General features: G+C 61.8%; 22 protein-coding genes. 8 read left to right on the top strand and 14 right to left on the bottom strand.

The genetic code is table 11. The annotated features are described in order from the left end of the window. Nucleotides 1-28 precede the first annotated feature (28 nt). Complete coding sequence (locus LJE98_RS01395; RefSeq protein WP_229572937.1) at nt 29-904, top strand: dienelactone hydrolase family protein; 876 nt, start codon at nt 29-31, stop codon at nt 902-904. Between the two features lie 179 nt (nt 905-1,083). Further along, nucleotides 1,084-2,112, top strand: a complete 1,029-nt coding sequence (gene adhP / locus LJE98_RS01390) for an alcohol dehydrogenase AdhP (RefSeq protein ID WP_229572936.1) — start codon at nt 1,084-1,086, stop codon at nt 2,110-2,112. Between the two features lie 76 nt (nt 2,113-2,188). Here the strand turns inward: adhP and LJE98_RS01385 are convergent, their stop codons facing one another. Continuing rightward, entirely contained in the window at nt 2,189-2,644 is a 456-nt protein-coding gene (locus LJE98_RS01385) for a hypothetical protein (RefSeq protein WP_229572935.1), read from the bottom strand. 186 nt (nt 2,645-2,830) lie between these two features. Between LJE98_RS01385 and LJE98_RS01380 the strand changes: the two genes are divergently transcribed. Together LJE98_RS01380 and LJE98_RS01375 are read left to right on the top strand one after the other, a co-directional pair. Beyond that, nucleotides 2,831-3,970 carry a DUF3734 domain-containing protein gene (locus LJE98_RS01380; RefSeq protein ID WP_229572934.1) on the top strand — a complete coding sequence of 380 codons (1,140 nt, stop codon included), beginning with the start codon at nt 2,831-2,833 and terminating at the stop codon, nt 3,968-3,970. A gap of 137 nt (nt 3,971-4,107) precedes the next feature. Then, a complete protein-coding gene (locus LJE98_RS01375; RefSeq protein ID WP_229572933.1) occupies nt 4,108-4,734 on the top strand; it encodes a TetR/AcrR family transcriptional regulator in 627 nt (208 codons plus the stop codon). Nucleotides 4,735-4,753: 19 nt separating this feature from the next. Here LJE98_RS01375 and LJE98_RS01370 read toward each other — a convergent pair whose 3' ends face one another. Beyond that, on the bottom strand, nt 4,754-5,707 hold the full coding sequence (locus tag LJE98_RS01370) for a LysR substrate-binding domain-containing protein (RefSeq protein WP_229572932.1): 954 nt from the start codon (nt 5,705-5,707) through the stop codon (nt 4,754-4,756). A gap of 191 nt (nt 5,708-5,898) precedes the next feature. Here LJE98_RS01370 and LJE98_RS01365 point away from each other — a divergent pair, with 191 nt between their 5' ends. Together LJE98_RS01365 and LJE98_RS01360 are read left to right on the top strand one after the other, a co-directional pair. Continuing rightward, nucleotides 5,899-6,210, top strand: a complete 312-nt coding sequence (locus LJE98_RS01365) for a DUF1127 domain-containing protein (protein WP_229572931.1) — start codon at nt 5,899-5,901, stop codon at nt 6,208-6,210. 205 nt (nt 6,211-6,415) lie between these two features. Beyond that, nucleotides 6,416-8,914, top strand: coding sequence for a methyl-accepting chemotaxis protein (locus tag LJE98_RS01360; protein WP_229572930.1), 2,499 nt, complete (start codon nt 6,416-6,418; stop codon nt 8,912-8,914). A 74-nt stretch (nt 8,915-8,988) separates the two neighbouring features. Here the strand turns inward: LJE98_RS01360 and LJE98_RS01355 are convergent, their stop codons facing one another. From LJE98_RS01355 to LJE98_RS01305, 11 genes are all read right to left on the bottom strand, one after another. Further along, entirely contained in the window at nt 8,989-9,891 is a 903-nt protein-coding gene (locus LJE98_RS01355; protein ID WP_229572929.1) for a DUF937 domain-containing protein, read from the bottom strand. Nucleotides 9,892-10,004: 113 nt separating this feature from the next. Further along, complete coding sequence (locus LJE98_RS01350) at nt 10,005-11,378, bottom strand: glutamate--cysteine ligase (RefSeq protein WP_229572928.1); 1,374 nt, start codon at nt 11,376-11,378, stop codon at nt 10,005-10,007. 141 nt (nt 11,379-11,519) lie between these two features. Then, a complete protein-coding gene (locus LJE98_RS01345) occupies nt 11,520-12,257 on the bottom strand; it encodes a 16S rRNA (uracil(1498)-N(3))-methyltransferase (protein WP_229572927.1) in 738 nt (245 codons plus the stop codon). A 19-nt stretch (nt 12,258-12,276) separates the two neighbouring features. Then, nucleotides 12,277-13,782 carry an inorganic phosphate transporter gene (locus LJE98_RS01340; RefSeq protein WP_229572926.1) on the bottom strand — a complete coding sequence of 502 codons (1,506 nt, stop codon included), beginning with the start codon at nt 13,780-13,782 and terminating at the stop codon, nt 12,277-12,279. 176 nt (nt 13,783-13,958) lie between these two features. Then, entirely contained in the window at nt 13,959-14,468 is a 510-nt protein-coding gene (locus tag LJE98_RS01335) for an NUDIX hydrolase (RefSeq protein ID WP_229572925.1), read from the bottom strand. A 175-nt stretch (nt 14,469-14,643) separates the two neighbouring features. Then, complete coding sequence (locus tag LJE98_RS01330) at nt 14,644-15,405, bottom strand: HAD-IIB family hydrolase (RefSeq protein ID WP_229572924.1); 762 nt, start codon at nt 15,403-15,405, stop codon at nt 14,644-14,646. Further along, nucleotides 15,402-16,739 carry a glycosyltransferase family 4 protein gene (locus LJE98_RS01325; protein ID WP_229572923.1) on the bottom strand — a complete coding sequence of 446 codons (1,338 nt, stop codon included), beginning with the start codon at nt 16,737-16,739 and terminating at the stop codon, nt 15,402-15,404. Before LJE98_RS01325 ends, LJE98_RS01330 begins: the two co-directional genes overlap by 4 nt. A 134-nt stretch (nt 16,740-16,873) precedes the next feature. Continuing rightward, on the bottom strand, nt 16,874-17,563 hold the full coding sequence (locus tag LJE98_RS01320) for a LutC/YkgG family protein (RefSeq protein WP_229572922.1): 690 nt from the start codon (nt 17,561-17,563) through the stop codon (nt 16,874-16,876). A gap of 3 nt (nt 17,564-17,566) precedes the next feature. Beyond that, nucleotides 17,567-18,991 (bottom strand): LutB/LldF family L-lactate oxidation iron-sulfur protein, encoded by a 1,425-nt coding sequence (locus LJE98_RS01315; protein ID WP_229572921.1) that lies wholly within the window; start codon nt 18,989-18,991, stop codon nt 17,567-17,569. Nucleotides 18,992-19,012: 21 nt separating this feature from the next. Next, the gene (locus tag LJE98_RS01310) at nt 19,013-19,786 is read right to left on the bottom strand and encodes a (Fe-S)-binding protein (RefSeq protein WP_229572920.1); all 774 of its coding nucleotides are present in this window, start codon (nt 19,784-19,786) and stop codon (nt 19,013-19,015) included. Beyond that, nucleotides 19,783-20,613, bottom strand: coding sequence for a FadR/GntR family transcriptional regulator (locus LJE98_RS01305; RefSeq protein ID WP_229572919.1), 831 nt, complete (start codon nt 20,611-20,613; stop codon nt 19,783-19,785). Before LJE98_RS01305 ends, LJE98_RS01310 begins: the two co-directional genes overlap by 4 nt. Nucleotides 20,614-20,778: 165 nt before the next feature. Between LJE98_RS01305 and LJE98_RS01300 the strand changes: the two genes are divergently transcribed. Both LJE98_RS01300 and LJE98_RS01295 read left to right on the top strand, forming a co-directional pair. After that, entirely contained in the window at nt 20,779-22,050 is a 1,272-nt protein-coding gene (locus LJE98_RS01300; RefSeq protein WP_229572918.1) for a DUF3422 family protein, read from the top strand. A gap of 66 nt (nt 22,051-22,116) precedes the next feature. Beyond that, nucleotides 22,117-23,535 carry a DUF6880 family protein gene (locus LJE98_RS01295; protein ID WP_229572917.1) on the top strand — a complete coding sequence of 473 codons (1,419 nt, stop codon included), beginning with the start codon at nt 22,117-22,119 and terminating at the stop codon, nt 23,533-23,535. Here LJE98_RS01295 and LJE98_RS01290 read toward each other — a convergent pair. Next, entirely contained in the window at nt 23,532-24,428 is an 897-nt protein-coding gene (locus tag LJE98_RS01290) for a LysR family transcriptional regulator (protein ID WP_229572916.1), read from the bottom strand. The genes LJE98_RS01295 and LJE98_RS01290 overlap by 4 nt on opposite strands. Between the last annotated feature and the right edge of the window lie 103 nt (nt 24,429-24,531).

Below are 24,531 nucleotides of genomic sequence, written 5' to 3'. Positions count from 1 at the left end.
ATCCAGTCCGTCCCGCGAGGAGAGTGCCATGTCAAAGCCCGAAATCACCCAGGCCATGATCGATGCCTATGATGAATACACCCACCTGAGCCTCGACCGCCGAGGCTTCATGCAGAAGCTGACGGCGCTTGCAGGCTCCGGCGCCGCCGCCGCCGCGGTGATGCCAATGCTGGCCGCCAGCAAGGCGAGTGCCGCCATGGTCGAAGAGACCGACGCCCGCCTCGACGTCGCTGACGTGACCTATCCGGGCGCAGCAGGTGAAATGAAGGGTTACCTTGCGATCCCGAAGGACGCGGCGGACAAGCTGCCGGCCGTGATCGTCATTCACGAGAACCGTGGGCTCAATCCGCATATCCGCGACGTGGCCCGGCGCATGGCACTCGAAGGTTTTGTCGCACTCGCCCCCGATTTCCTGTCGCCCGATGGCGGAACGCCGGCCAATGAAGATGAAGCCCGGGCGATGTTCCAGTCCCTCGACATGGACGGTGCCACAGCCAATGGCGAGGCGACACGCGCTTTCCTGTCAGGCCACGAAAAGACCAACGGCAAGGTTGGCGCGATCGGTTTCTGCTGGGGCGGCGGCATGGTCAACCGCATGGCGGTCGCCTCTCCGGAACTCGGCGCAGGCGTCGCCTATTACGGCTCGCAGGCACCGGCCGATCAGGTGCCGTCGATCGAGGCGCCGCTGATGCTGCACTATGCAAGCCTTGACGAGCGCATCAATGCCGGCATCGACGCCTACAAGGCAGCCCTCGATGCCAACGGCAAGACCTACGAACTGCACATGTATGATGGCGTGAACCACGCCTTCAACAACGATACCTCGGCGGCGCGCTACGACAAGGCTGCCGCCGATCTCGCCTGGTCCCGCACGATCGAGTTCTTGAAGAAGAACCTGGCCTGAATCGACATCTGCCGGGAGAGCCCTGAAGGGTTCCCCCGGCATTGTGAAGTTTCGATGAAATCGCCGATGGTTTGACACCGATCAATCGCCCACATCCCCAGCGCGCATAAGGTCTGGTCATGCCCGCCCTGCAAGTCCAGTTGGCGGGGGTCCAGTTCGAAGAACGATGGGAGTTTGATATGGCATCGATGATGAAAGCCGCCGTGGTGCGGGAATTCGGCAAGCCCTTGACGATCGAGGAATGGCCGATCCCGGAACCCGGCCCTGGTCAGATCCTCGTCAAGTATGAGGCGACCGGCGTCTGCCACACCGACCTCCACGCAGCCAGTGGCGATTGGCCGGTCAAGCCCAGTCCACCTTTCATTCCGGGCCATGAGGGCGTGGGCTACGTCGCAAAGCTCGGCGCGGGCGTATCCCGCATCAAGGAAGGTGATCGTGTCGGCGTGCCGTGGCTGCACACCGCCTGTGGTTGCTGCTCGCCGTGCCGCACTGGCTGGGAAACGCTTTGCGGCAGCCAGCAGAACACCGGCTATTCGGTCAACGGCACCTTTGCCCAATATGGCCTCGCCGATCCCGACTATGTCGGCCGCCTGCCGGACAATCTGGAATTCGGCCCGGCAGCACCGGTGCTCTGCGCCGGCGTGACCGTCTACAAGGGGCTGAAGGAAGCCGAGGTGAAGCCCGGTGAATGGGTGGTCATCTCCGGCATCGGCGGTCTCGGCCACATGGCCGTGCAATACGCCAAGGCCATGGGGATGCATGTGGTCGCCGCCGACATATTCGACGACAAGCTGAAGCTCGCCAAGGACCTGGGCGCCGATGTGGTCGTCAACGGCAAGGATGCCGATGCGATCGCGCAGGTGCAAAAGGCAACCGGCGGCGTTCACGGCGCGCTGGTCACGGCCGTGTCACCCAAAGCAATGGAGCAGGCCTATGGCTTCCTGCGTTCCAAGGGCACGATGGCGCTGGTTGGCCTTCCGCCGGGCTTCATCTCGCTACCGGTTTTCGAGACCGTCCTGAAGCGTATCACCGTGCGTGGCTCGATCGTCGGCACGCGCCAAGACCTTGAGGAAAGCCTGGAATTTGCCGGCGAGGGCAAGGTCGCATCGCATTTCAGCTGGGACAAGCTGGAGAACATCAACACCATCTTCGACCGCATGAAAGAAGGCAAGATTGACGGCCGCATCGTGCTTGATCTCGCAACCTGATCTGAGCTTCCAGACAGGCCAAAACGGCGCGGCAGGACCGCGCCGTTTTTGATTGTTGCATGTTCGTGCCCGTGGCTTATTCCACCGCCTGGATGGCGATGATCTGGGCTTCCACCTCGGCGCAGCCGTCATCAAGGCAAACGGCACTCATCCAGACTTCGCCATTGCCGAACATCACGCCGTCGCTGTTGACGAAGAGACTGCCATAGTCCTGGTTGACGATCACTTCGACAATATCCGGGGTGAAGATGTCGCTGTAATACTCCTCGAGATCCTCCGCCTGTCGGAGCGTCTTGCGCATGCCATTGATGGAGACGGTGATCGGATAGGAGATGAAGGCGGACACCGCGATGGAATCCTCGTCGGCAACGCGCCGTTGCAGGTCGGCAATCGTGCTCCGGAAGGTCCGGGGATCACCGAGCAGGGCTTCGATCTGCTGGTCGACCTCCGCCTCGTCGGCATAGCCCGGCGTGGACAGGAAAAGGGTTGCACCGACCAGAAGGGCGGCAAGGGTGGAAAGGGATTGGGTCATCGGCTGTCCTCGTCTCCGGATGGGCTGACTCCTTCATAATCTGGAAACGCAGGTGCGCATCGCATTTCTTTTGGGTCGAATGCCGAGGAAACGCTGCGACAGGGAAGACCGTGAGGTCGCCCCCCACTGGCATTGAGCCCGCAACAGCCCTATCTTTGTGCGGCGCAGCAATAACCGGGCAGGCGAATGGCAGAAACAGGCATCAATACAGGCACGGATCGCATCTTCGTATTCCAGGGCGGCGGGGCACTCGGGGCCTATCAGGCAGGCGCCTATGAAGCCCTGCATGAAAACGAGGTGGAGCCGGACTGGCTGGCCGGCATCTCCATCGGTGCGATCAATGCAGCGATCATTGCGGGAAGCCCCCACGAGCGACGGATCGCCAACCTGCGCGACTTCTGGCAGACCGTGTCATCCGGTCTCGACTTCGGCTGGGCGACCGGAGACGACAGGCTGAGGCGCGTCCAGAACGATGCCGCAGCGCTTGCCGCGACGGCCTTCGGCATCCCCGGCTTCTTTTCTCCCCGCCTTCCGACACCGCAGCAGCTTTTTGCCAATCCGGACATGCGTGTCAGCGCCTATGACACGGAGCCGCTGGTGAAGACCCTCGACAGGCTGGTCGATTTCGAACTGCTCAACGATTGCCAGACCCGTCTCAGCCTCGGTGCCGTCGAGATCCGCTCCGGAAATTTTGCCTATTTCGACAACCGCACGACAAAGCTCGATGCCCGTCATGTCGCAGCATCCGGCGCCCTGCCTCCCGGCTTTCCGCCAATCGAGATCGATGGCCGCCATTATTGGGACGGGGGGCTCGTCTCGAACACGCCGCTGCAGCATGTGCTCAACGTCAACGATGCCTCCCGCGATCTGGAGATCTTCCAGGTCGACCTCTTCAACGCCCGCGGCGACATGCCTCGCGACCAGTTCGAGGTGGAAAGCCGGATCAAGGAAATCCGCTACTCGAGCCGGACCCGCATGAACACCGATGATTTCGCGAGGCGCCAGATCGTCCGCCGCGCTGCCAAACGCCTGTTGGAAAGACTGCCGCCGGAGTTCCAGGACGATGAGGACGCAAGGATCTTGCGCTCCATTGGCTACGAATATGACGTGACGATTGTACATCTCATCCATCGCCGTGCCTCGCATGCCACCCATGCCATGGACGTGGATTTCTCCCGTCTTTCGATCGAGGATCACTGGAAGGCGGGATATGACGACGCGACTTATACTCTGAAGCATCCGACGTGGCGTGATCGGGGGCGCCCGAAGGACGGCATCCAGACCTTCGACCTGGCCCGCGAGCGGCATCTGCAGGACGGCAGCTGACGTCGGGACGCACCTTTTCTGTGTGAAATCGTCCAATCATGGGGCAGATGGAAATCATTAATAATTTGGCCAGACCCCTGGCCTATTGCCATGGCATCTATCGGCGGCAATGACAGCCGCCTTGCTCGGGGAATGGAATGAACGATCATGTGAGGGAGGGGCGGCTTCAGTTGCGCAAGAAGCCGCAGCAGGAACGGAGCATCCAGCGCCTGGAGGCGATCCTCGAGGCTGCGATCGAGCTCTTCCTGGAGAAGGGCATAGCCCAGACGACGATGAGCGAGGTTGCTCAGCGGGCGGGGATTTCAATCGGCTCGCTCTACCAGTTCTTCCCGCAGAAGGCTGCGGTCATCAAGGCGCTGCACGACCGATTTTCCGCGCGTCTGGATGGTTTCATCCGACAGATTTTCATCGGGGTCAAATCCCTGGAGGAAGCAGCTGATCGCGCGGCCGACAGTCTGATCGAGCTTCACGACATATTCCGCCAGGAACGGATCTATACGACGCTCTGGCAGGCGATCGTGACGGATAGGGATCTGGGCCAGATTTCCGCCGACTACCATGAACATGTCATTACATGCTTCTATCGCGACCTGTCGCATCTCGTTCCCGAAAGCGATTACCAGCGCTTCCGGGTCAATTTGAAGCTGATGATCCTCGCGACCGGTGAAGTCATCCGGTACGCCACGCAGCAGGAAGAAGACGTCGCGCGCGCGCACCTCGATCAGTGGCGCCGTGTTACGCGCGTGTCCCTGTTCGCCTACTGAGCATCACCTGCCGATACCGTTACCAGCCCGGGATCATGTTGCTGGCACGAAGGCGCGGATAGTAGCGCGAATAGGTCTTTGGCTCGCCGTCCAGGTCGTCGTCCACTTGGGCCGGCGTGATGTTGTCGAGGCATGCGGTAATGTGGTCGGTGATTGCATTGACCAGCGAGGTCGAGAGGCCCGGACGTTTCATCAGGCCGATCTGCACCGGCGGCAATGGCGGAAAACCGTCATTGGCGGTCAGCACCTTCATGCCTGTTCTAAGCGCCGACTCCGGCAGGATCGAGACGGCCATGCCGGCGAGCACTGCAGCCGCGACCACGGTCGAGGACCAGCTCGTGAACAGGATCTGATATTCGCGTCCATCAGCATCGAGTGCCGAGCAGGCAAGTTGTCGCCACTGGCAATCGCGCCGGCCGACGGCCAGTGGAACCGGCGCGTCATCCTTCAGCGGATGGTTGGCCGATCCGACCCAGCACAGGGGTTCGGTGCGCACGACGTCGGACTGCCGTAGCAGCGGATTATGCGTCACGAGCGCGATGTCGAGTTCGCCCTTGGCCATCTTGTCGGCGAGGTCCATCGAGGGTTCGCAGACGATGTAGAGCTCGACATTCGGGTGGGTTTTGGCGAAGCGTCCAATGATCTCCGGCATGTAGCGGTCGGCATAATCATCGGGTGTCCCGATCCGGAGCGTGCCTTCCAGCCTGTTGTCGTCGAAGGCTGCCATCGCCTCGGAATTCAGCCGGATGATCCTGCGCGCATAATTGAGCAGTTTGTCGCCGTCTGCCGTCAGGCGGTTGCCGCGCCCGTCCTTGATGAACAGCTGCTTGCCGACCCGTTCCTCAAGTCTGCGCATCTGCATGGAAACGGCCGATTGGGTTTTGAACACGCGTCCGGCAGCCTTGGTGAAGCTGCCTGTGTCGACGATGGCGATGAAGGTCTGCAACTGATCGATATCGAGTGGGGCCGACATGGGAATTCATCCATCAGAAGGGTTGATGACTACCATTAGAAACATTCGTTGGACTGATCAATGTCCTTTTGCGATCTTCACTCTCGCAATCCTCACCGGCCGGTTACCGGCCAAGCTTTCACCTCCTACCCTCATCGCCTGTCCGCTCCCGCGGGCGGCTGTCTTCTCGTGCCCGCTGAAAGGAATTTGCCATGCGCACGAACGATCGGATCCTTGACTTTGACCTCGATATTGCCGTTGGACGGCCGAGCCAGACGCTTGCCGCGCGCCTTGCCCGCCTCAACGTGTGGTTCGGATCCCTTCGCGTTGCGTTGCGCAATCGTCTCGCTGCGAACAGCCTCGCCGAGCTCGACGAGCGCCTCCTGAACGACCTCGGCCTCAGCCGCGGGGAGGTTCAGGACGTGCTTCGCCGCCACGGTTACGCTGACGATCCTTCGCTGCATCTGACCCGTCTCGCGCGCCGTCGCGCCGAGCAGTCCCTTCGCGGCCTGAAAGCCGATTGATTCGCCTTCCATCCCCGCAGGGTGACAGCCAATAGCCCTGCTTCTTGCCCGGTCCCGATTATTTCGGACCGGGCTTTTTTGTGGATGCTAAATTAGTGACCTGACCTGTGGAATATGAGGGGAAAAGTGGCGGGAAGTAACCTGTTGCTAACGGGCGTATGTCAGCCATGAACTGCCTGACGTGCTACCTATCTGGAGACCCCTCATGCGTATATCGACGAAGCTGCCTTTGGCCGCGACGCTGTTCGCTCTCGTAATTCTGAGTGCCTCCGTGGCGATCGGCCTCGTGCAGCAGAGCCGCATCCTCGACGAGCAGGTGTATCAGCAACTGGAGGCGACCGCGGATGGTCGCCGCAACGAGGCGCGTCGTTTCCTCGAAGCCATCCAGCTCGATGCTCGCGCGACCGCGTCCGACATGATGACCCAGCAGGCACTGTTCGGCATCACGGGGGCCTGGCCAAAGCTCGGCGACAACCCGGCGGCCGAGCTCCAGAAGCGCTACATCGACGACAATCCCAATCCGGTCGGCGAAAAATACAACCTCGACAGCGCCAAGAAGGATAGCTACGACCGCGCCCATCGTCAGGGGCACACCACCTTCCTCAAGCACCTACAGGCTCAGGGCTACTACGACATCTTCCTGATCGATGTTGACGGCAATGTCGTCTACACGGTTCAGAAGAAGCGCGACTTCGGGACCAACCTGCTCAGTGGCCCCTACAAGGATACCGGCCTCGCCAAGGTGTTCGTGAAGGCTATCGGGAGTGATGATCCGAACCTGTTTGCCAGTTCGGAATTTGAAGCCTACGAGCCCCTGGCTGGAGAGCCCGCTGCTTTCATCGCCGTTCCGATCATCATGAACGAGCGCAAGCTTGGCGTGCTCGCTTATCAATTGCCCAATGATCAGCTGAACGGCATCTTCGCCAATACGCGAGGTCTCGGCGCGACCGGTGAAACCGTGCTGGTCGACAGGGCGGGCATGCTCGTTTCCGACAGCCCGCGCACCGCCGACATGGATAGCCTCAAGGTGAACCTAAGCGCACCGGTTCTCGCAGCAGCGATGAGCGGACAGGATGCAAGCGGCGAGCTTGAAGGCTATCGTGGCATGACGAGCCATGCTGCGCTGGTGCCGCTCGATTTCGGCGATGTCCGCTGGGCCGTCGTCGCATTGATCGGCGAAGATGAAATCACGGCACAACTCGTATCGGCCGGCCTGAAATCGGTCGGTATGGGCGCCATCCTGGTGCTGGTCGGCTCGCTGGTCGCTTTGGTCTTCTCGCGCAGCCTGACCCGGCCGATCTCCGAACTTGTGACCTCAATGGGACAGCTGGCGGACGGCCGGACGAATATCGATCTCAAGGGCATAGACCGTTCGGACGAAATCGGCGACATGGCGCGCTCCGTTGCCGTCTTCCGCCAGGCCGAAATCGACAAGCGCGCGCTGGAGACGGAGAATGAAAGCCGACGTTCGGCAACCGAAAGCGAACGCCATCAGCGCGAGGCCGAGCGGGCCGCAGCCCAGGCCGAACTCACCGAGGCGATCGAGGTGCTCGGTACAGGCCTCCAGTCGCTCGCCAATGGTGATTTGACCGCAACGATCCGCAAGCCGCTCGTCGGCAATCTCGATCGCCTGCGCCTCGACTTCAACACCTCGCTGGAACGCCTGTCGGCCACGGTCGCCTCCGTTCACGGCAATGTCGCAGAGATCAATCGCAAGAGCGGCGCCGTCAGCTCCGCCACCGCCGATCTCAGCAACCGCACGGAACAGCAGGCCGCCGCATTGGTCGAGACCTCCACGGCGATCCGTCAGATCATGGAGGCGATCCGCCATTCGTCGGAGCGCGCGGAAAATGCATCGACCCTCGCACGTGAGGCCCGCACCAATTCGGATCGCTCCGGCGAGATCGTCGGGGGCGCGATCGATGCGATGAGCCGCATCGAGCAGGCCTCGAGCGAGATTTCCAAGATCATCAACGTGATTGACGAGATCGCCTTCCAGACCAACCTTCTGGCGCTGAATGCCGGTGTCGAGGCAGCCCGTGCCGGTGAGGCCGGCAAGGGTTTCGCCGTTGTTGCCCAGGAAGTGCGTGAACTTGCCCAGCGCTCGGCGACTGCTGCAAAGGATATCAAGGCCCTGATCACCAAGTCCGGCCAGGAAGTTTCAAACGGCGTCGGCCTCGTTCGCGAAACGGGAACGGTGCTTTCCTCCATCGCCGGACAGGTGGTGCAAATCGGCGACCATATCCATTCGATCGCCTCCACGTCGAAACAGCAATCCGCAAGCCTGAACGAGATCAACGATGCGGTCGCCCGCATGGAGAACGTGACCCAGCAGAACGCCCGTGCCGCCGAACAGACGAACACGGAAATGGCTGGCCTGACCCGGGACGCTGAAATGCTGTCGGGTCTCGTCGGCCAGTTCACGGTCGAGGCGGGTGCCTCCACCTTGCAGAACCGCTTCGCCGATCAACTCGACACGGGCTTCAGCCGTCCGGCCCAACCGTCGGTCTCCCAGCCCGCACCGGCCGCTGCAAAGCCGGCCACGCGCTCCTTCCTGAAGCCGAAAGTCGCCCCGGCCGAAGCCGGCAGCCGCGCGGTCATCTCGCCGGCGCGCTCCCTGATGGACAAGATCTCCATCGGTCTCGGCGCAAAGCTGACCCAGGCCAAGGACAACAAGTCCGATGGCGAGTGGGAAGAGTTCTGAGCCAGAGCCGTTCCTGAACGCGAAAACGGCGCGGGAGACCGCGCCGTTTTTCGTTTCTGCAAAAGGTGGACCTCTCAGCCCTTGCTGTCAGGCTCTGGCGCCGAAGGCTTCTGTGCGTCCTTGGGAGAGGTGGTGCGATAGGTGTCGAAGATCTGTTCCATGCTCTTCTGGTAGCTCTTCTGCACTTCGAGCCCGCTGTCGAACATGGTGTTCATCATCGCAGCGAAACCTTCCTGCGTGTCTTTTTCCGACGTCTTTGCCGGCTCCTGTGGGGCCTTTGGCGCTTCCGCCGGCTGGCCGGTCACTTGCGCCGAATAGGCAGCCGCCATGTCCTGGAACGCCTTTGTGAACGGATTGTCGAGGAAGGGATTGGCAGCGGCCTGCGGGTCCGGCTTCTTCTGTCCGCCCATCATATCCTGGAAGGCACGCGTGAACGGGTTGTCGAACATCGTCGCGGCCTGGGCCTGCGGTTTAGGCTGCATGCCGGTGCTTTCCAGCCATTGCTGCATCATCGCCGCCATCGGCGTTCCGGCAAAGGCGTTGGCGCCCGGGAACTGCCCCGTCGTCTGCTTGAACAGCCCGCCCATCAACGTGTCGGCCATGGCAGGCATCATCTGCTTGAGAATGTCCTGGCCGATGCCCGAAAGCTGTGCGGCCTGTGCGGCGATCGCGCGCGAGACTTCCTTGGAGCCGAAGAGCTGCTGCAGCACCTGGTTGCCATCGGCTATGCCCTGCGGCGTAAAGGCCGAGCTCATGTCTTCGAAATACTTGGCATAGCTGCCTGAGGTCATCGCCTGGAGCAGGGCGGAGAAGTCGTAAGGATTGGTCGTATTGCGCTTGAAGCCGGATGCAAAGGCCGGCATCAGCGCGGCGACCGCCTTGGCGGCCTGTTCCTGTGCCAGGCCATACTGCTTGGCCATGGCATCCACGGCCATGCCGTTCTGCGCCTGCATCATCATGTCGAACAGTGGCAGCATGGCAATCTCCTCGGATTAGTGCAGCTGATTCAGCACTATATCCGGAAAGGCCGCGAGGCAAACCGCTTTTTGCCGGCTTGTGCAAACCTATGCCGCTGCGGCGCTTGATGCCTTTAGTACTGATAGTCCTCGAAGACCGGTTCCACGGAGCCGTTCCAGCGGCCGTGATACAGCGCCAGCATGTCGTCCGCCAGCGTCGTGCGCTTGGCGAGCACCTCGTCCAGCGTGTTGAGGAAGACGCTCTCGTCCTGGCCTTCGGAATTCTGCCGATCCCGCGCCTTGAGGCCGGAACGCGAGAGTTCGACGACCTCGCGGGCGACCTCCATCAGCGGACGCCCGGCAACCGAAGCCTTCAGCCCCTGGGCCGGAACCGCGTCGCGCATGGCGACGACGTCCTCGACCGTCCAGTTCGCAGTCAGTTCGTCCGCAGCGGCGAGTGCTGTCTCGTCATAGAGGAGGCCGACCCACAGCGCAGGCAGCGCGCAGATGCGCCGCCAGGGACCGCCGTCTGCGCCGCGCATCTCGAGAAAGCGCTTGAGCCGTACGTCCGGGAAGAGTGTGGAAAGATGATTGGTCCAATCGCCCAGCTCCGGCGCCCAGTCGGCGACTTCGCCCTTGAGCGCGCCATTCATGAACTGGCGGAAGGTAATGTGGGTACAGTCGTGATAGCGCCCGTCACGCACGATGAAATACATCGGCGCATCGATGGCCCAGGCGACATAGTCGCCGAAGGAAAAATCCTTCGAGAACGTGAAAGGCAGCACGCCGGCACGCTGGTTGTCGGTATCGCGCCAGATATTGCCCCGCCAGGAGACGAGACCGTTCGGCTTGCCTTCGGTGAACGGCGAGGATGCGAAGAGCGCGGTCGCCAGCGGCTGCAGCTTCATCGACACCCGCATTTTCTGGCGCATGTCGGCTTCCGAGGCGAAGTCGAGGTTCACCTGGATCGTGCAGGTCCGATACATCATGTCGAGACCCTGGGTCCCGACCTTTGGCATGTAACGGGTCATGATTTCGTAGCGCGACTTCGGCATGCGCGGTGTCTCGGCCAGCGACCATTTCGGGCTGCCACCGATACCGAGGAAGCGGATGCCCATGGGCTCTGCCACGTCGCGCAGCACGGCGAGATGCTGGTTCGATTCCTTGCAGGTCTGGTGCAGCGTTTCTACCGGCGCGCCTGAGAGTTCGAACTGGCCACCCGGCTCGATCGAGATGGCGCCCAGACCGTGCTGTTCGCCAAGCCCGATGATGTTGTCGCCGTCCATGATCGGCTCCCAGCCGAGCTTGGACTGCATGCCCTTCAGGAGTGCCGAAATGCTGGCTTCGCCATGATAGGGAACCGGGCTGTTGTCTGCGCGGAAGAAGGCGAACTTCTCATGTTCGGTGCCGATCCGGAATTGCTCCTTCGGCTTCGACCCTGCGGCCATGTAGGCCGCCATGTCGTCGAGCGTGCCGAGAGGGGTCTGGTCAGTGGTATCACGAGCCATGAAAGCTACCTTGGTGGTCATCGCCGGTGGGCACGTCTGGAGCCCGGTACCGAGGCTGATTGAACCGGATTTATGTGCCGCGCAAGTGAAATTCTCTCAAGCTCGGCTCAAAAAACCGGAACCAGCAACGCGCTGCAAACACTATCGCCAGTCGCCGATGGCAGCCTGCACGACAGCCATTGCGGCAACGGCCGCCGTGTCGGCGCGCAGGATGCGCGGGCCGAGCGGAATGGCTGTGACGAAAGGCAGGGAGCGCAAGAGCTGGCGTTCTTCTTCCGAGAAGCCACCTTCCGGCCCGACCAGCAGCGCCAGTGATCTTTCCTCGATGCGGGACAGGGCGGGAAGGGGATTCTGGGTGGCACTATCCTCGTCGCAATAGATGATGCGCCGGTCCGTTTGCCAGCGGTCGAGCAGGTCGCGCAGTTTCTGAGGCTCGGCGACCTTGGGAATCGCGAGGATGCCGCATTGCTCCGCTGCCTCCACGGCATTGGCCTGCAATCTCTCGACGCTGCCGATCTTGCCCTGGACATGCTGGGTCATGACCGGCTGCAGGGTACCCGCACCCATTTCGACCGCCTTTTGCACCAGATAATCCATCCGCCCCACCTTGAGCGGCGCAAAGAGGAAATGCAGGTCGCAATCGGCAGGCTGCGGACGCGTCTCCTCCTTCGGGGTCAGCAGGATCTTCTTGCGCGATGGGAAATGCACCGAAGCTTTCCACTCGCCATGCCGGCCGTTGAAGACGAGAAGCTCCGCCCCGTCTTCGAAGCGCAGCACATTGGCGAGGTAGTTGAACTGCTCCGCCGTTGCCTCGAAGGGCTGGTTCAACGTCAGGTCGGCGGTCACGTACAGCCGTTGCATTCGATAATTGGCACGCATGGACGTCTAGTCTCCGGGATCAAAGAGCCAGGTGAGACATAGCCCAATACAAGACGGCTGCAAGCCCGGCCGAGGCAGGAACGGTGATGATCCAGGCCGCGACGATCGTCATGAAATGCGACCGACGCACGAGGTAGCGGCGGCGGATCTCTTCCGGATTGCGTTCGGGCTTTGCTTCGATCTCGAAGCGTTCGGCCTTGTTGCGCATGTAGGCCATGCGCCGCTTGGAGTTGCGGGTGTACCATTCGCGGAAGAAGCCAACGCCGAAGACGGCGCCGACCGCGATATGCGTCGAGCTCACCGGCAGACCGAGCGCCGAGGCGACGATGACGGTGATGGCAGCCGAAAGCGAGACACAGAAGGCGCGCATCGGGTTGAGTTTGGTGATCTGCTCGCCGACGAGACGGATCAGGCGGGGCCCAAAGAGCAGAAGACCGAGCGAAATGCCGACAGCGCCGATGACCATGACCCAAAGCGGCACGGTAACCTGCCCCGAGATTTCGTGGTCCTGCGCGGCGTGCACGATGGCCGATAGCGGCCCGATCGCATTGGCCACGTCATTGGCGCCATGCGCGAAGGAGAGGAGGGCGGCTGCAAAGATCAGCGGAAGCTGAAAGAGCTTTCGCAGGGATTGGTTGCGGTTTTCGAGCCCGCGCGACTGCCGCCGGATCAAGGGCACGCTCAGCCACCAGGACAGGAGCCCGAAACCGAGACCAATCAGGCAGGCCTGCATGAGGCTGACGGAAACAACCTTGTTCAGGCCCTTGAGCGCGAGATAGGCGAGGAAGGAACCGGACATGATGCCGATCAGGACCGGCACCCAGCGCCGCGCCGCCGCGATCTTTTCTTCGCGGTAGATGATGAATTCCTTGATGAAGGCAAGGAAGAGCGCGGCAATGACGCCTCCGAGCACGGGCGAAATGACCCAGCTCGCGGCAATACCACCCATGACACCCCAGTCGATGGCCGACATGCCGGCGGCAGCGATCCCTGCGCCGAGCACGCCGCCGACAACCGCATGGGTCGTCGAGACCGGCGCGCCTATCCAGGTCGCGAGATTGACCCAGAGCGCCGACGAGAGCAGCGAAGCCATCATCGCCCAGATGAAGACGTCCGCATTCGGCATCTTGCCCGGATCGACAATACCGCGGGAAATCGTGGACACGACATCGCCACCGGCGATCATCGCGCCCGCAGTTTCGAACACCACGGCAATCGCCAGCGCGACGCCCATGGTCATGGCGCGCGAGCCGACAGCGGGGCCGACATTGTTGGTGACGTCGTTTGCGCCGATGTTCATCGCCATGTAGGCGCCGATCGCGGCCGCCGCCACGATGATCCAGGCCCCCGGGCGATCCATGGCAAGCGCACCAGCCAGCAGGGTTGCAAGCACCAGGAAGATCAGCGCGATCCCGAGGGGCGCGAATCCGCGCGAGACGTAATGTGCCGCTTCCTCGACATGGGCGATCTTGTCGAGATCCTTGTCGAGGGTCGGCTTGACGAGTTTCGGCTTTGTCTTGCCCATGCTGGGTGTCTCCGGACGAGGCTTCCGTGTCCGGATCCTCGGTCTGCAGTCTAGCGATTGATGATGAAGGCTAAGCCGTGGGCCACTGGCCGCGCGCGACAAAATTCATCGGGTCGCAAAAGGCCCTAGCGATAAAGGGGTCGGGCTGCAATATGACAGTTTTGTGACGGTCATATTCAGGCGCGTTCTGCAGCCTTTTTTATCGAAGGGGCGGCGGATTGTGACATTTTGGCAAAGTCGGCGAGCAGCGATTTCAATTCGGGCTCCTCGACGCGAGCAGCAGCTTCGTCGCAACTGACCCATTCCAGCCGGCGCACGCCTTTCTCCGGAAACTCTTTTGCGGCGCCCTTGACCTCGAGTGCATGAACCTGGACCCGGGTCGCGACCTTGTGCCCGCCACGCATCTTTTTCATGTAGGTGTAGAAGCCGATTGGCTCCGACGTCGCCTTGCCCTTGATGCCGGCCTCCTCGAAGGCTTCCCGCTCGGCAATGGCATGGGGCTGCTTGCCCTGCATGTGCCACCCCTTGGGAATGACCCAGCGGCCCGTATCCCGGCTCGTGATCAGCAGGACCTCCAGATCGCCCGTCTTCTTCTTCGTGCGATGGCAGATCGCAGCGAATTGCTGTCGCGGCGGACGCTGCAGCATGAGCCTGAGGTCGGATGTGATGCGGCCAATGATACCCAAGGAGTTGTCACCTCGATTCGTTGATTAGAATACGCCAAAATGCTGTCATGATACGCGTGATGTTAAAGCGTTCAGGCACTTTTCACGCGATGGTTATTGCTTGCCTATCAGGTGCGGGCCCGAGGCGTTCATTACAATGCGACATTCTGTGCCCAGAAGTCGCTTTTTCCGACATTCAAGCCGGTTCGGATGGCGCAAACACGCCAAATCTCGTGAGCCCCTCGATCACGCCCCGGGCGGCGATGCCTCCGGTGGCGATGATTGTCTCAGGCCTTGTTTGCGCGAGGCTGGCGAGTTCCGGAAGTGCATTGCCCGGCAAAATCCCGCGTACGGCATCCAGTTCGAACATTGCCCGGTCATTGCCGGTGTCACCGGCCACCACCACCTCGTCGAGATCTATCGCAAGGGTCTGGCAGAGCCAGCTGAGCGCCTGGCCCTTGTCGGCGACCTCCGGCAACACGTCCAGATCCCGCCCACTCGAATAGATGATCCGGGCGCGGTGTCCCGACCCGGCGAGAAGCTGTTCCAGCTCCTGGATGTCTTCGATTGTCGCGTCATGCAGGTACCAGCTAGATTTATAGTCGTGCTGGTATTGCGCCGGCTGCCGCTTGAGGCGCTCCATCATCACCAGTTCCGCCTCGATCAGGTCCACGTCGAAGCCTTCGCCAATCAGCGTCTGATACTCCGCGGTCAGATGCGGATGGCTCTCCGAATGCACCATGGTGCCGACGCCGCCGATCAGGAAATCGGCTGGCGGCAACCCCTCTTGCGCCGTGAATTCGATGATGTCCTCGATCAGGCGGCCGCTATTGTAGACGAGCAGCGGCCGCTCGCCGTCGGGCAGGGACTGCCACAGCTGCGCGAATTCCTGTGACGCATCGCGGTCACCCGCCAGCGTTCCGTCCAGATCGGAGGAGAACAGGCGTATCGGTTTCAATCCCCGTCGTTCCATGGTTCGGCCCAGTCGCTTTCTTCAAGAGCTTGCGCCACCGGGCGGCCTTCGACAAGTGCCACGAGTTGCTGGGCGATTCCGGTCCAGGTGAAGAGGCTGCGCGCCTTGTGGGCACCCATGCGCGACAGCCGACCGTAGAGACGCGCATGCTTTAGCGGCTTCATCATCGTGATGCCGAGATCATACTTGTCGAACGTGTCGGCGAAGAGGGCATGGCGGCCATAGCTGATGGCGCGGTACAGCCCGCCGTGGATCGTAACGATCGTGGGGGTACCGCTTGCCATGGCCTCAATTGCTGTCATGCCGAAAGGCTCGTATCGGCTCGACAGCACGAAGAGGTCGGCCGCACGATACATGTCCGGAAGGTCGTCGTCGGCAATGAAGCCGGAAAACTCTACCTTGTCAGAAATTCCGAGGTCGGCGACCTGCTGCTTGAGCTGGGCGAGGATCGTCTCTTCATGAGGATCCATATTCTCGCCGCCCACGGCAAGTCTCAGGCGTGTCTCCGGCATGCGCTCGACCAGAACCGAGAAGCCATCGATCAGGAGATCATAGCCCTTGTTGGTCGCAAGCCGCCCGAGCGCGAGAATGGTCGTGCCTTCAAAGCCGAGACGCTGGCGCAACATTTTGCGCGAGGCCGACGATACCGGATAAAAGCGGTTGTCGTCGTAACCAGGCGGGATCATGTGCACACGGCTGCGTGACAGCCCGTAATCTTCCGTCAGCATGTCCAGCTGGATCGGCGTCGTCGCAATGACCAGCTGGCAGCTGCGATAGATGATCAACTCGTGCTGGATGCGTTCCTTGAAATTGAACTCCTGCTCGAACTTGTCCGCCTGTTCCGGATAGTCCGTTTCCATCTGACGCTTCTTCCACATGCCCAGCGAATGCGGCGTGTGGATGTGCGGCACATGCAGCGCCTCCGAAAGTCTTTGTCCTGCGACGCCCGCATCCCAGTAATGGCTGTTGATGAAAAGATAGGTCAGATCTTCGCGCTTGATCCAGCGCAGGGCTTTCTCGTTCCACTCGGCCAGGTGACGGTGGAGATATTCCTTCGGAATGAAGTCTGGGCCGCCACAGGGAATGCGCACGACGCGAACGTTCTCGTCCACCTCATCGATCTCAGGCTGGTCCTCGAACCGGCGGGTGAAGATGTCGACCTTATGCCCGAGCTGGGCGAGTTTCTTTGCAAGTTCAAGGACGTAAACGACCTGACCGCCAGTATCGGCGGCACCGAGAGGCGGGTGTGCGGCGACGTAGCCATGCGTGGAAACGAGCGCAATGCGCGGCGTTTCATGCGGGTCCGTTAGTAGTGCCATAAATCCCCACTGTTAAAAATTTCGTTCTTAAGAAGAGGAGATGATAATGCACGAAACGGGCGAATGTTTCAAATTTTGAACGAAATTTTCAATAACAGGCGACTTTGCTAGATTCGATCGCCGCAGGATCTCCCTCAGGTCAGGCGCCCCTCGTTCTCTCCAACAATCACGATATGAAGAGCCCTCGGACCATGCGCGCCGAGCAGCAGCGTCTGCTCGATATCGGCGGAACGCGACGGTCCGGTGATCATGTTGACCGTTCGCGGCATGGTGTCACCCTGCGCTGCCCGCAAGTTCGCCCAGAGGCTCTCCATGTCGCCGACAATGTCTGTGGCCTGGACCACGACAATGTGGTGATCGGGCAGAAAATTCAGCGTCACGGGATTGTCCGGGCCGGACAGCAAGCAGAGCGTTCCGGTCTCGGCGATGCCCCCGAAGGCATGGCTCACGGCCACGAGGTCATTGCCGTCAGAGGCCCCGTGCTTGATTTCCAGTGCACTTGTTGCATGCCAGGGAAGGTTTGCGAGCCGCGCGTCGGCGCCGATGCGGATGGCGGCGGGCAGGTTCCGCTGCTTGAGATAGCCGGCAACGGCTGCCGGCAAAGTCGCACAGCTAGACATGCGCTCTGTCGTGGCATTGTATTTCTCGGCCATGGCGATGAAGAGCGCGAGCCGCTCTTCGGCTGGCAACTGCCCGCGTTTGGGGATGATGCCGAGCGGGCGCTCGACGAGCCTGCTCGCAACGGTCGCAGCGCGCTCGGCGTCGTCTCCGCTCACTTTCAGCGAGGTCCGGATCCGGGAAAGAATGGCTTGGCGGCTGTCCATGGCTCAGGCCCCCTGTTTCTGGCGCGCGGCCCATTGCTGCGCAAAGGTCTGGGCCTCGGGCGCTGGAAGGTCTCGGATGCTGGTCCAGCCGGAGGCGAAAGGCAGGGTGGTGATCCGGCCCTTCGATCCGCCGATCAGGTTCAGCAATCGTGCGCCGATCGCGGTTGCCATCCGGTAGAGCCTCGGCCGCTTGGCTATGAAGGCAAAGACACCAAGACCGTAGCGTGCGGTGGCGGGATTGAGGTGTTTTTCGAATTCGCGCTCGCGCCAGTGCCGCATCATCTTCGGCAGCGGAATATGCATGGGACACACGCTTTCACACCGTCCGCAAAAGGTCGAGGCGTTCGGCAGATGGCCCGAGATGTCGACACCGAACAGCGACGGGGTCAGAACGGCGCCCATCGGGCCCGGATAGACCGAGCCGTACGCATGGCCGCCGACGGCATGGTAGACAGGGCAATGGTTCATGCAGGCCCCGCAGCGGATGCAGCGGAGCATGTCCTGGAACTCGCTGCCGAGCATGGCGGTGCGTCCATTGTCGAGCAGGATGACGTGATACTCCTCCGGGCCGTCCGGATCCTCGGTGCGGCGCGGGCCGGTGGAGAAGGTCGTATAGACGGAGATGTCCTGGCCGGTCGCCGAGCGGGCGAGCAATCTCAGGATCTGCGAACAATCCTCCAGCGTCGGCACCAGCTTCTCGATCGAGGCGACGACGATGTGCACCTTTGGCAGCGACTGCGTCAGGTCGCCATTGCCCTCATTGGTGACGATGACGGAGGTTCCGGTCTCGGCGATCAGGAAATTGGCGCCGGTAATCCCGACATCCGCCTGGAAATAGCGCTTGCGCAACACCTGCCGCGCTTCCGACAACAGTGTTTCCGGTGCCGTCAGGTCGCGTTCTGGGTCGAGATGCGTATGCACCCGGCGGAAGTCCTCCTCAACCTGCTCCTTGTTGAGATGCACGGCCGGCGCGATGATGTGGCTCGGATGCTCGCCCCGGAGCTGGATGATGTATTCGCCGAGATCGGTTTCGACCGGCTCGATTGCATGCTCGAAGAGGAAATCATTGAGGTTGATCTCCTCGGTGATCATCGACTTGCCCTTGGTCACGGTCTTCGCCCCGACCCGCTGGCAGATATCGAGCACCAGCCGGCGTGCATCTTCGGCACTCTCGGCCCAATGCACATGTCCGCCCGACTCCGTCACCTTTCTCTCATAGGCCTGGAGATAGAGGTCGAGATGGGCGAGCGTGTGGTTCTTGATCTCGCGGCCCTTGTCGCGCAGCGCATCGAATTCAGGAAGGGCGGCAACGGCGGCAGCGCGCTTGCCGATGAAACCCTTTTCGACATTGGTGAGCGCCTTTTGCAACTGGGGGTCGGCCAGCGCCCTGGCGGCATTGTCCTTGAACTGCGGAGCGGTGAACTGCATCTCTTCCTCCTCCCGTGTTCTCTACTTGCCGCTGCCGGCAATCGGCCGGCCGTCGGTCATGCCGGCCAGCACTTCCGCGACATGCCGCACCTCAATGGTTGAGCCTTCGCGCTTCAGTTTGCCTGCCATGTTCATCAGGCAGCCCATGTCGCCGGCGAGCAGAATGTCTGCCCCGCTCTCGGCGATCGTCGCCGTCTTCTTCGAAACGATCTTGCCGGAGATATCGGGATATTTGACGCAGAATGTACCGCCGAAGCCGCAACACACATCGGATCCCGCCATCTCCTTCAGCTCCAGCCCCTCGACTGTCGCCAGCAACTGACGCGGTTGTTTGGCGATGCCGAGTTCCCTGAGGCCCGAGCAGCTGTCGTGATAGGTCACCGATTTGTCGAGCCGGGCCTGCACCTGGCTCATGCCGCGCACGTCGGCGAGAAAGGAGACGAGCTCGAACACCTTGTCTGAGAAGCGCCGACAGCGCTCTTCCCAAAGCGGATCACCCTTGAAGAGATCGGGATAGTGCTTCTTCAGCATGGCGCTGCAGGAGCCGGAAGGAGCGACGACATAATCGAAGCCCTCGAACTGCTCGATCACCTGCCTGGCAAGATCGCGGGTGTCCTTCGTGTCGCCGGAATTATAGGCTGGCTGACCGCAACAGGTCTGGGCGATTGGCACATGCACGTCACAGCCGGCCTCTTCGATCAGCTTGGCAGAGGAAAACCCGACGCTCGGCCGGAAGAGATCGACCAGACAGGTGGCGAAAAGGCCGACCTTCGGCCGGTTCTGGGCTTGGCTCACGGTTTCGTCTCCGTTCTGGAAGGTGCTGTTGTGCGGGTTCCGCGGCTGCCGTCGCGCCGGATCAGCCGGAGTTTCGCGACCCGGCCCCATTCGCCGGCCCGCGCGCTTTCGTCTGCGGCCCGCATGACGAAGTCGATATGCGCTTGGGCTGCCGCCTTGGCGGCTTCCGGATCGCCGGCCAGGATCGCATCATGGATCGCCACATGCTGTTCCAGCAGCCTTTCCCGCGCATTGTGCAGCGAGAACACGGCCTTGCGGTTGAAGAAGATGCCTTCCGACAGAAGCCGGTAGCAGGCGCGCATGGTGTGCAGCAGGATGATGTTGTGCGCGGCTTCGCCGACGGCATTGTGAAACTCCACATCCGCCACCAGCTCGTCCTCCGGCTGCGCCTCGGCATGGGCGCGCCGCATGTCCTCGATGATGCGTGACAGAAGCGCCTTGTCGGTCTCCGTCGCACGCTGGGCGGCAAGCTCCGCCGTCAGGCCTTCAAGCTCACGGCGATACTCGAGATAATCTCGCGTCGCCTGCGCATGCCGCGAGATGAGGTCGGTGATCGGCTTGGAAAAGACCTGACCGATGATGTCGGCGACAAATGTACCCCCGCCATGATGGCTGACCAGCAGCCCTCGGCTTTCCAGCTCTTTCAGCGCATCCCGCAAGATCGGTCGCGACACCTCGAGCGACTGGGCAAGTTCCCTTTCCCCCGGCAGCCGGTCCCCGTCGCGCAACACGCCGTCAAGGATCAGAAGCTCGATCTGCTGGACCACCTCGTCTGCGGTCCGGCTGTGGCTCACGCCTGAAAACAGGCTGTCTTCATCGTCTGTCATCACGCTCTCCATGCCGTTTCATAACAAGCCTTGCAACAATTGGTCAATTTTATTGTCCACTTCATCTTTCGCAGAAGAAGCCATGGGCAAAGGCTGTGACGTTTGTGCCTTTGCGCTGGCGCCGCGGCACTGTTAGCTTGATCCCGGGCCAAGGGAGACAGCTGCGTGGCAAAGGGTGATTTCGCATTTCCGATGGCGCCGGAGCGCGCATTGGCGCTCGGTGAAATCCACGCAAGGCCGTATGCGCTGGTGAAATCCAGCCGGGTGATCTTTCAGCTCGCCTTCATGATGGATGGCGGCTCGGCCGTACATCACGCGGCCATTTCCGAACTGTCCCGCGCCCGCGGCGTGGCTCCGCCGGACAAGCAGGGGCGTTATCACGCGCTCGCCTGGGGGCAGGGAACCTTGCGCTGGGAGCGTCACACGGAATTCTCCACCTGGTTCTGGGATGGCCCCCTGCCGGAGACCTTCGGCGGTGATGTGCCGATCCATCCCTTCGGTGACGGCTTCATTGCGCCTGGTCCGCTGATCTCCGGCATCCGCTTGGAGATGCGCCCCGATGGTTCCGAGATTGCCGACGCACGCGCAGCCTTCGATCCGGCGAGCCTTTGCTACAGCGAGCTCAAGAACGGTCAGGCGGCGGTGCTCACCGACTTCCGTCAGGACGGGCATGGTCTCACGCAGATCCTCGTCATTGATCGCGGCATGACGGAAGCCGGTCGCGGCGCCGTCGTCCAGCGCCTGCTCGACATCGAGACCTATCGCACCATGGCCATGCTCGGCCTCCCGCTCGCACAGACGCTGTCACCGGAAATGCGCCGCATCGAGGATGGCCTGACGGCCGTCACCCAGCGCATGAAGGCCCATGCCCGCAATGAATCTGATGAAATGCTGTCGGAACTCACCCGGCTTGCGGCGGAGCTGGAGGCCGACGCGGCGCTCAGTCTTTATCGCTTCGGCGCCAGCCGCGCCTATGACGGCATCGTGCGCGAGCGCATCAAGACACTGGACGAGACGCCGGTCCCGGGACACGAGACGCTCGGTGCTTTCCTGGAAAGACGGCTGGCACCGGCGATGCGCACCTGTCAGTCGATCGAGGAACGTCAGGCGAACCTATCGCGAAAACTCTCGCGCGCCACGGCCCTTGTCCGCTCCTGGATCGATGTGGAGTTGGAACGGCAGAATTCCGACCTCCTTGCGGCCATGAACAGTCGTGCCGAAATGCAATTGCGCCTGCAGCAGACGGTCGAAGGGCTCTCCGTCGCTGCCATCTCCTACTATGTCGTCGGTCTCGTCGGTTATGCCGCCAAAGCCATCCCGCACGATCTCCTGCCCTTCGACACGGCCATCATTACCGGCATTTCGGTGCCGTTCGCGGTCTTCGGCGTCTGGTGGGTGGTGAGGCGAATCCGCCGCAGCCATGAACGGCCGGCTTGATCAGCGCTTGCTGCCTGCCGCTGCCGGTCGATATAAGGCGACAGACAGTTGCGGATGACAGGCGGAATGGCGAAGCAGACCAAGGCGAAACTCGACAAGAAGGGGCTATCAGGTCTTGGTCTTGAGAAACTGGTCGATATCCTCTTGGAGGAGTCTGCGGCCAACAAGGCTCTGAAGGCGCGGCTCCAGACGGCGCTGGCCGGCGAAACCGGGCCGGACGAAATGGCCCGGCTCATCGACAAGCGCCTCGATGCGATCGACCAGGCGACGACGCGCATCAATCGCGCCCGCGCCCGTGATCTCGCCGGCGAATTTGCAGCCCTTGCCCGCAACATTCTCTCCGAACTTGGCGGAGCCGATCCTCAGGCTGCAGCGGAACGTATCCTGCGCTTCCTCGGCCTGCGCTTCCCCGTCTCGGCCCGCTTGGCGACCGACAATGCCCGGCTCTGGAAGGTCTTTGAGGATACGGAACTCGCAGCGATTGATCTGATCAAGAGCGTCGGTGCCGAGGAGCAGGCCCTGCTAGTTGCCCATCTGGAACGTCTGCGGCTGCGCGACCGCTACGGCGAACACACCGGTTTCCTCAGGGCACTGACCGGCGTTGTTTCGGCACCGGCGGCCAAGGCCTGGCGCACCGTGCTGGCTGAGCTCGTTCCAAGCGAGCCCTTGAAGCTCGGTGCCCTCGATCTCCTGCAATCACTCGCTTTGCACCAGGGCGACATCGACGACTTTCTGGCGCTCGAACGCCAGAAGCCCGACAACAGGCGCGACACGCTTGCGGTTGCCGACATGCTGCACCAGGCAGGCCGATTCGAGGATGCCTTGGAATGGGTGCGCGAGCGCCCGCGCGGCGTGCGTCTCATCCCGGTCAACGGCGTGCTGGCCTCCGTCGGTCCGGACTATGGTGCCCATGAGCGCCGCCTGCTCGAAGCCGAGATCCTCGATAAATTGAAGCGCCGTGAAGATGCGCAGGAACTGCGCTGGCGGGAGTTTGCCGAAACTCTCGATCCTGGTGTCCTCAAGCTCTACCTCTCGAAGCTCGACGATTTTGCGGAATTCGATGAGCTGGACCGGGCACTCGCGCTCGCTAAGGAACACGAGGACATCTATCTCGGGCTCGATTTCTTCCTCGCCTGGCCGCGCCTCGATCTCGCCGCAGCCCATGTGCTGCGCCACCGCCACGATTGGGAGGGCCGCCACTACGACGACCTCGCCCCTGCCGCCGAAGCCCTGTCTGCCAAGGAGCCGCTGGCCGCCGTCGTGCTCTACCGTGTACTGGTCGAAGATATCCTGCGACGCGGCATCGGCATGGCCTATCCGCATGCCAGCCGCTATGTCGGCGAACTCGCACGCCTCATGCCGAACCTGCCCGAAGGTCACGGATTGTCGACCCACGCCGCCTTCCTCGCGGAGCTAAGGCGCAGTCATTCGAAGAAATACGGCTTCTGGAGCTCGGTGCCGGGCGGGTTGTCGGGTCAGCCCTAGCGCTCCCAATAGGGCACCGGCCCGTAGAGCTCAGCCAGATAGTCGATGAACAGCCGCACCTTGGCCGGCAGAAACTGGCGGCTCGGATAGACGGCCGACAGCGCCACGTTGCGCGAGCTTTCATACTGCGGCAGCACCTGTACGAGCTTGCCGCTCTTCAGTTCCGCGCCGACATCCCAGGTCGAGCGCAGCGCAATCCCCAGACCGGCGATGACGGCTTCGCGGATGACCTCGCTCGAATTGGTGATCAGCATGCCCTCGGGCCTGAGCGTCACTGGCCCGTTGGGACCTTCCAGTCGCCATGAATCGTGATTGTGTGCTGGCAGGCAGCGATGCTTCTTCAGGTCGTCGAGGGTTTCAGGCGTCCCGTGTGCAGCAAGATAGCTTGGAGCCGCACACAGCACCCGACGCACGGGCGCGAGCCTGCGCGCAACGAGCGAGGAGTCGTTCAGCTCCGCAATGCGGATGGCGATATCGAAGCCGCCGCCGACAATGTCGGTAAACTCGTCCGACAGCACCAGATGGATCGCGAGATCCGGATGCGCCTGCATGAAGGGCTTCAGATGCGGCGCCACATGCATGCGGCCGAAGGAGGTCGATGCGGAGATCTTCAAGGTCCCGTTGACCTCGGAGGAGCGACCGGACGCAAAGGCTTCCGCCTCTTCCAGCCCGCCCAGCACGGTCAGCACCCGTTCGTGAAATCCCTGGCCCGCCTCCGTCAGCGAGATCTGCCGCGTCGTTCGCTGCAAAAGCCGCGTGCCGAGCTTGTCCTCCAGCCGCTTGATGCGCTTGGAGACGACGGCCGGTGACAGCCCGAGATCACGCGCTGCCGTCGACATGCTGCCGGCTGCAATCACCCGAACGAAGACTTCGAGATCCCCTAGATTGGTCATGAATGGATGCCACTGTTTCCGTTTTCGTCATAAGTGCATAGCATTTGCCCTGCGAAAGTCCTAGTGGTAAGAAAACTGAACCAGTTGAGATGCACGTGCTGCG

It is taken from the genome of Rhizobium sp. 'Codium 1' (assembly GCF_020889605.1).
GTDB classification, from domain to species: Bacteria; Pseudomonadota; Alphaproteobacteria; order Rhizobiales; family Rhizobiaceae; genus Allorhizobium; species Allorhizobium algae.
This window is presented reverse-complemented; position numbering and strand designations above follow the sequence as displayed.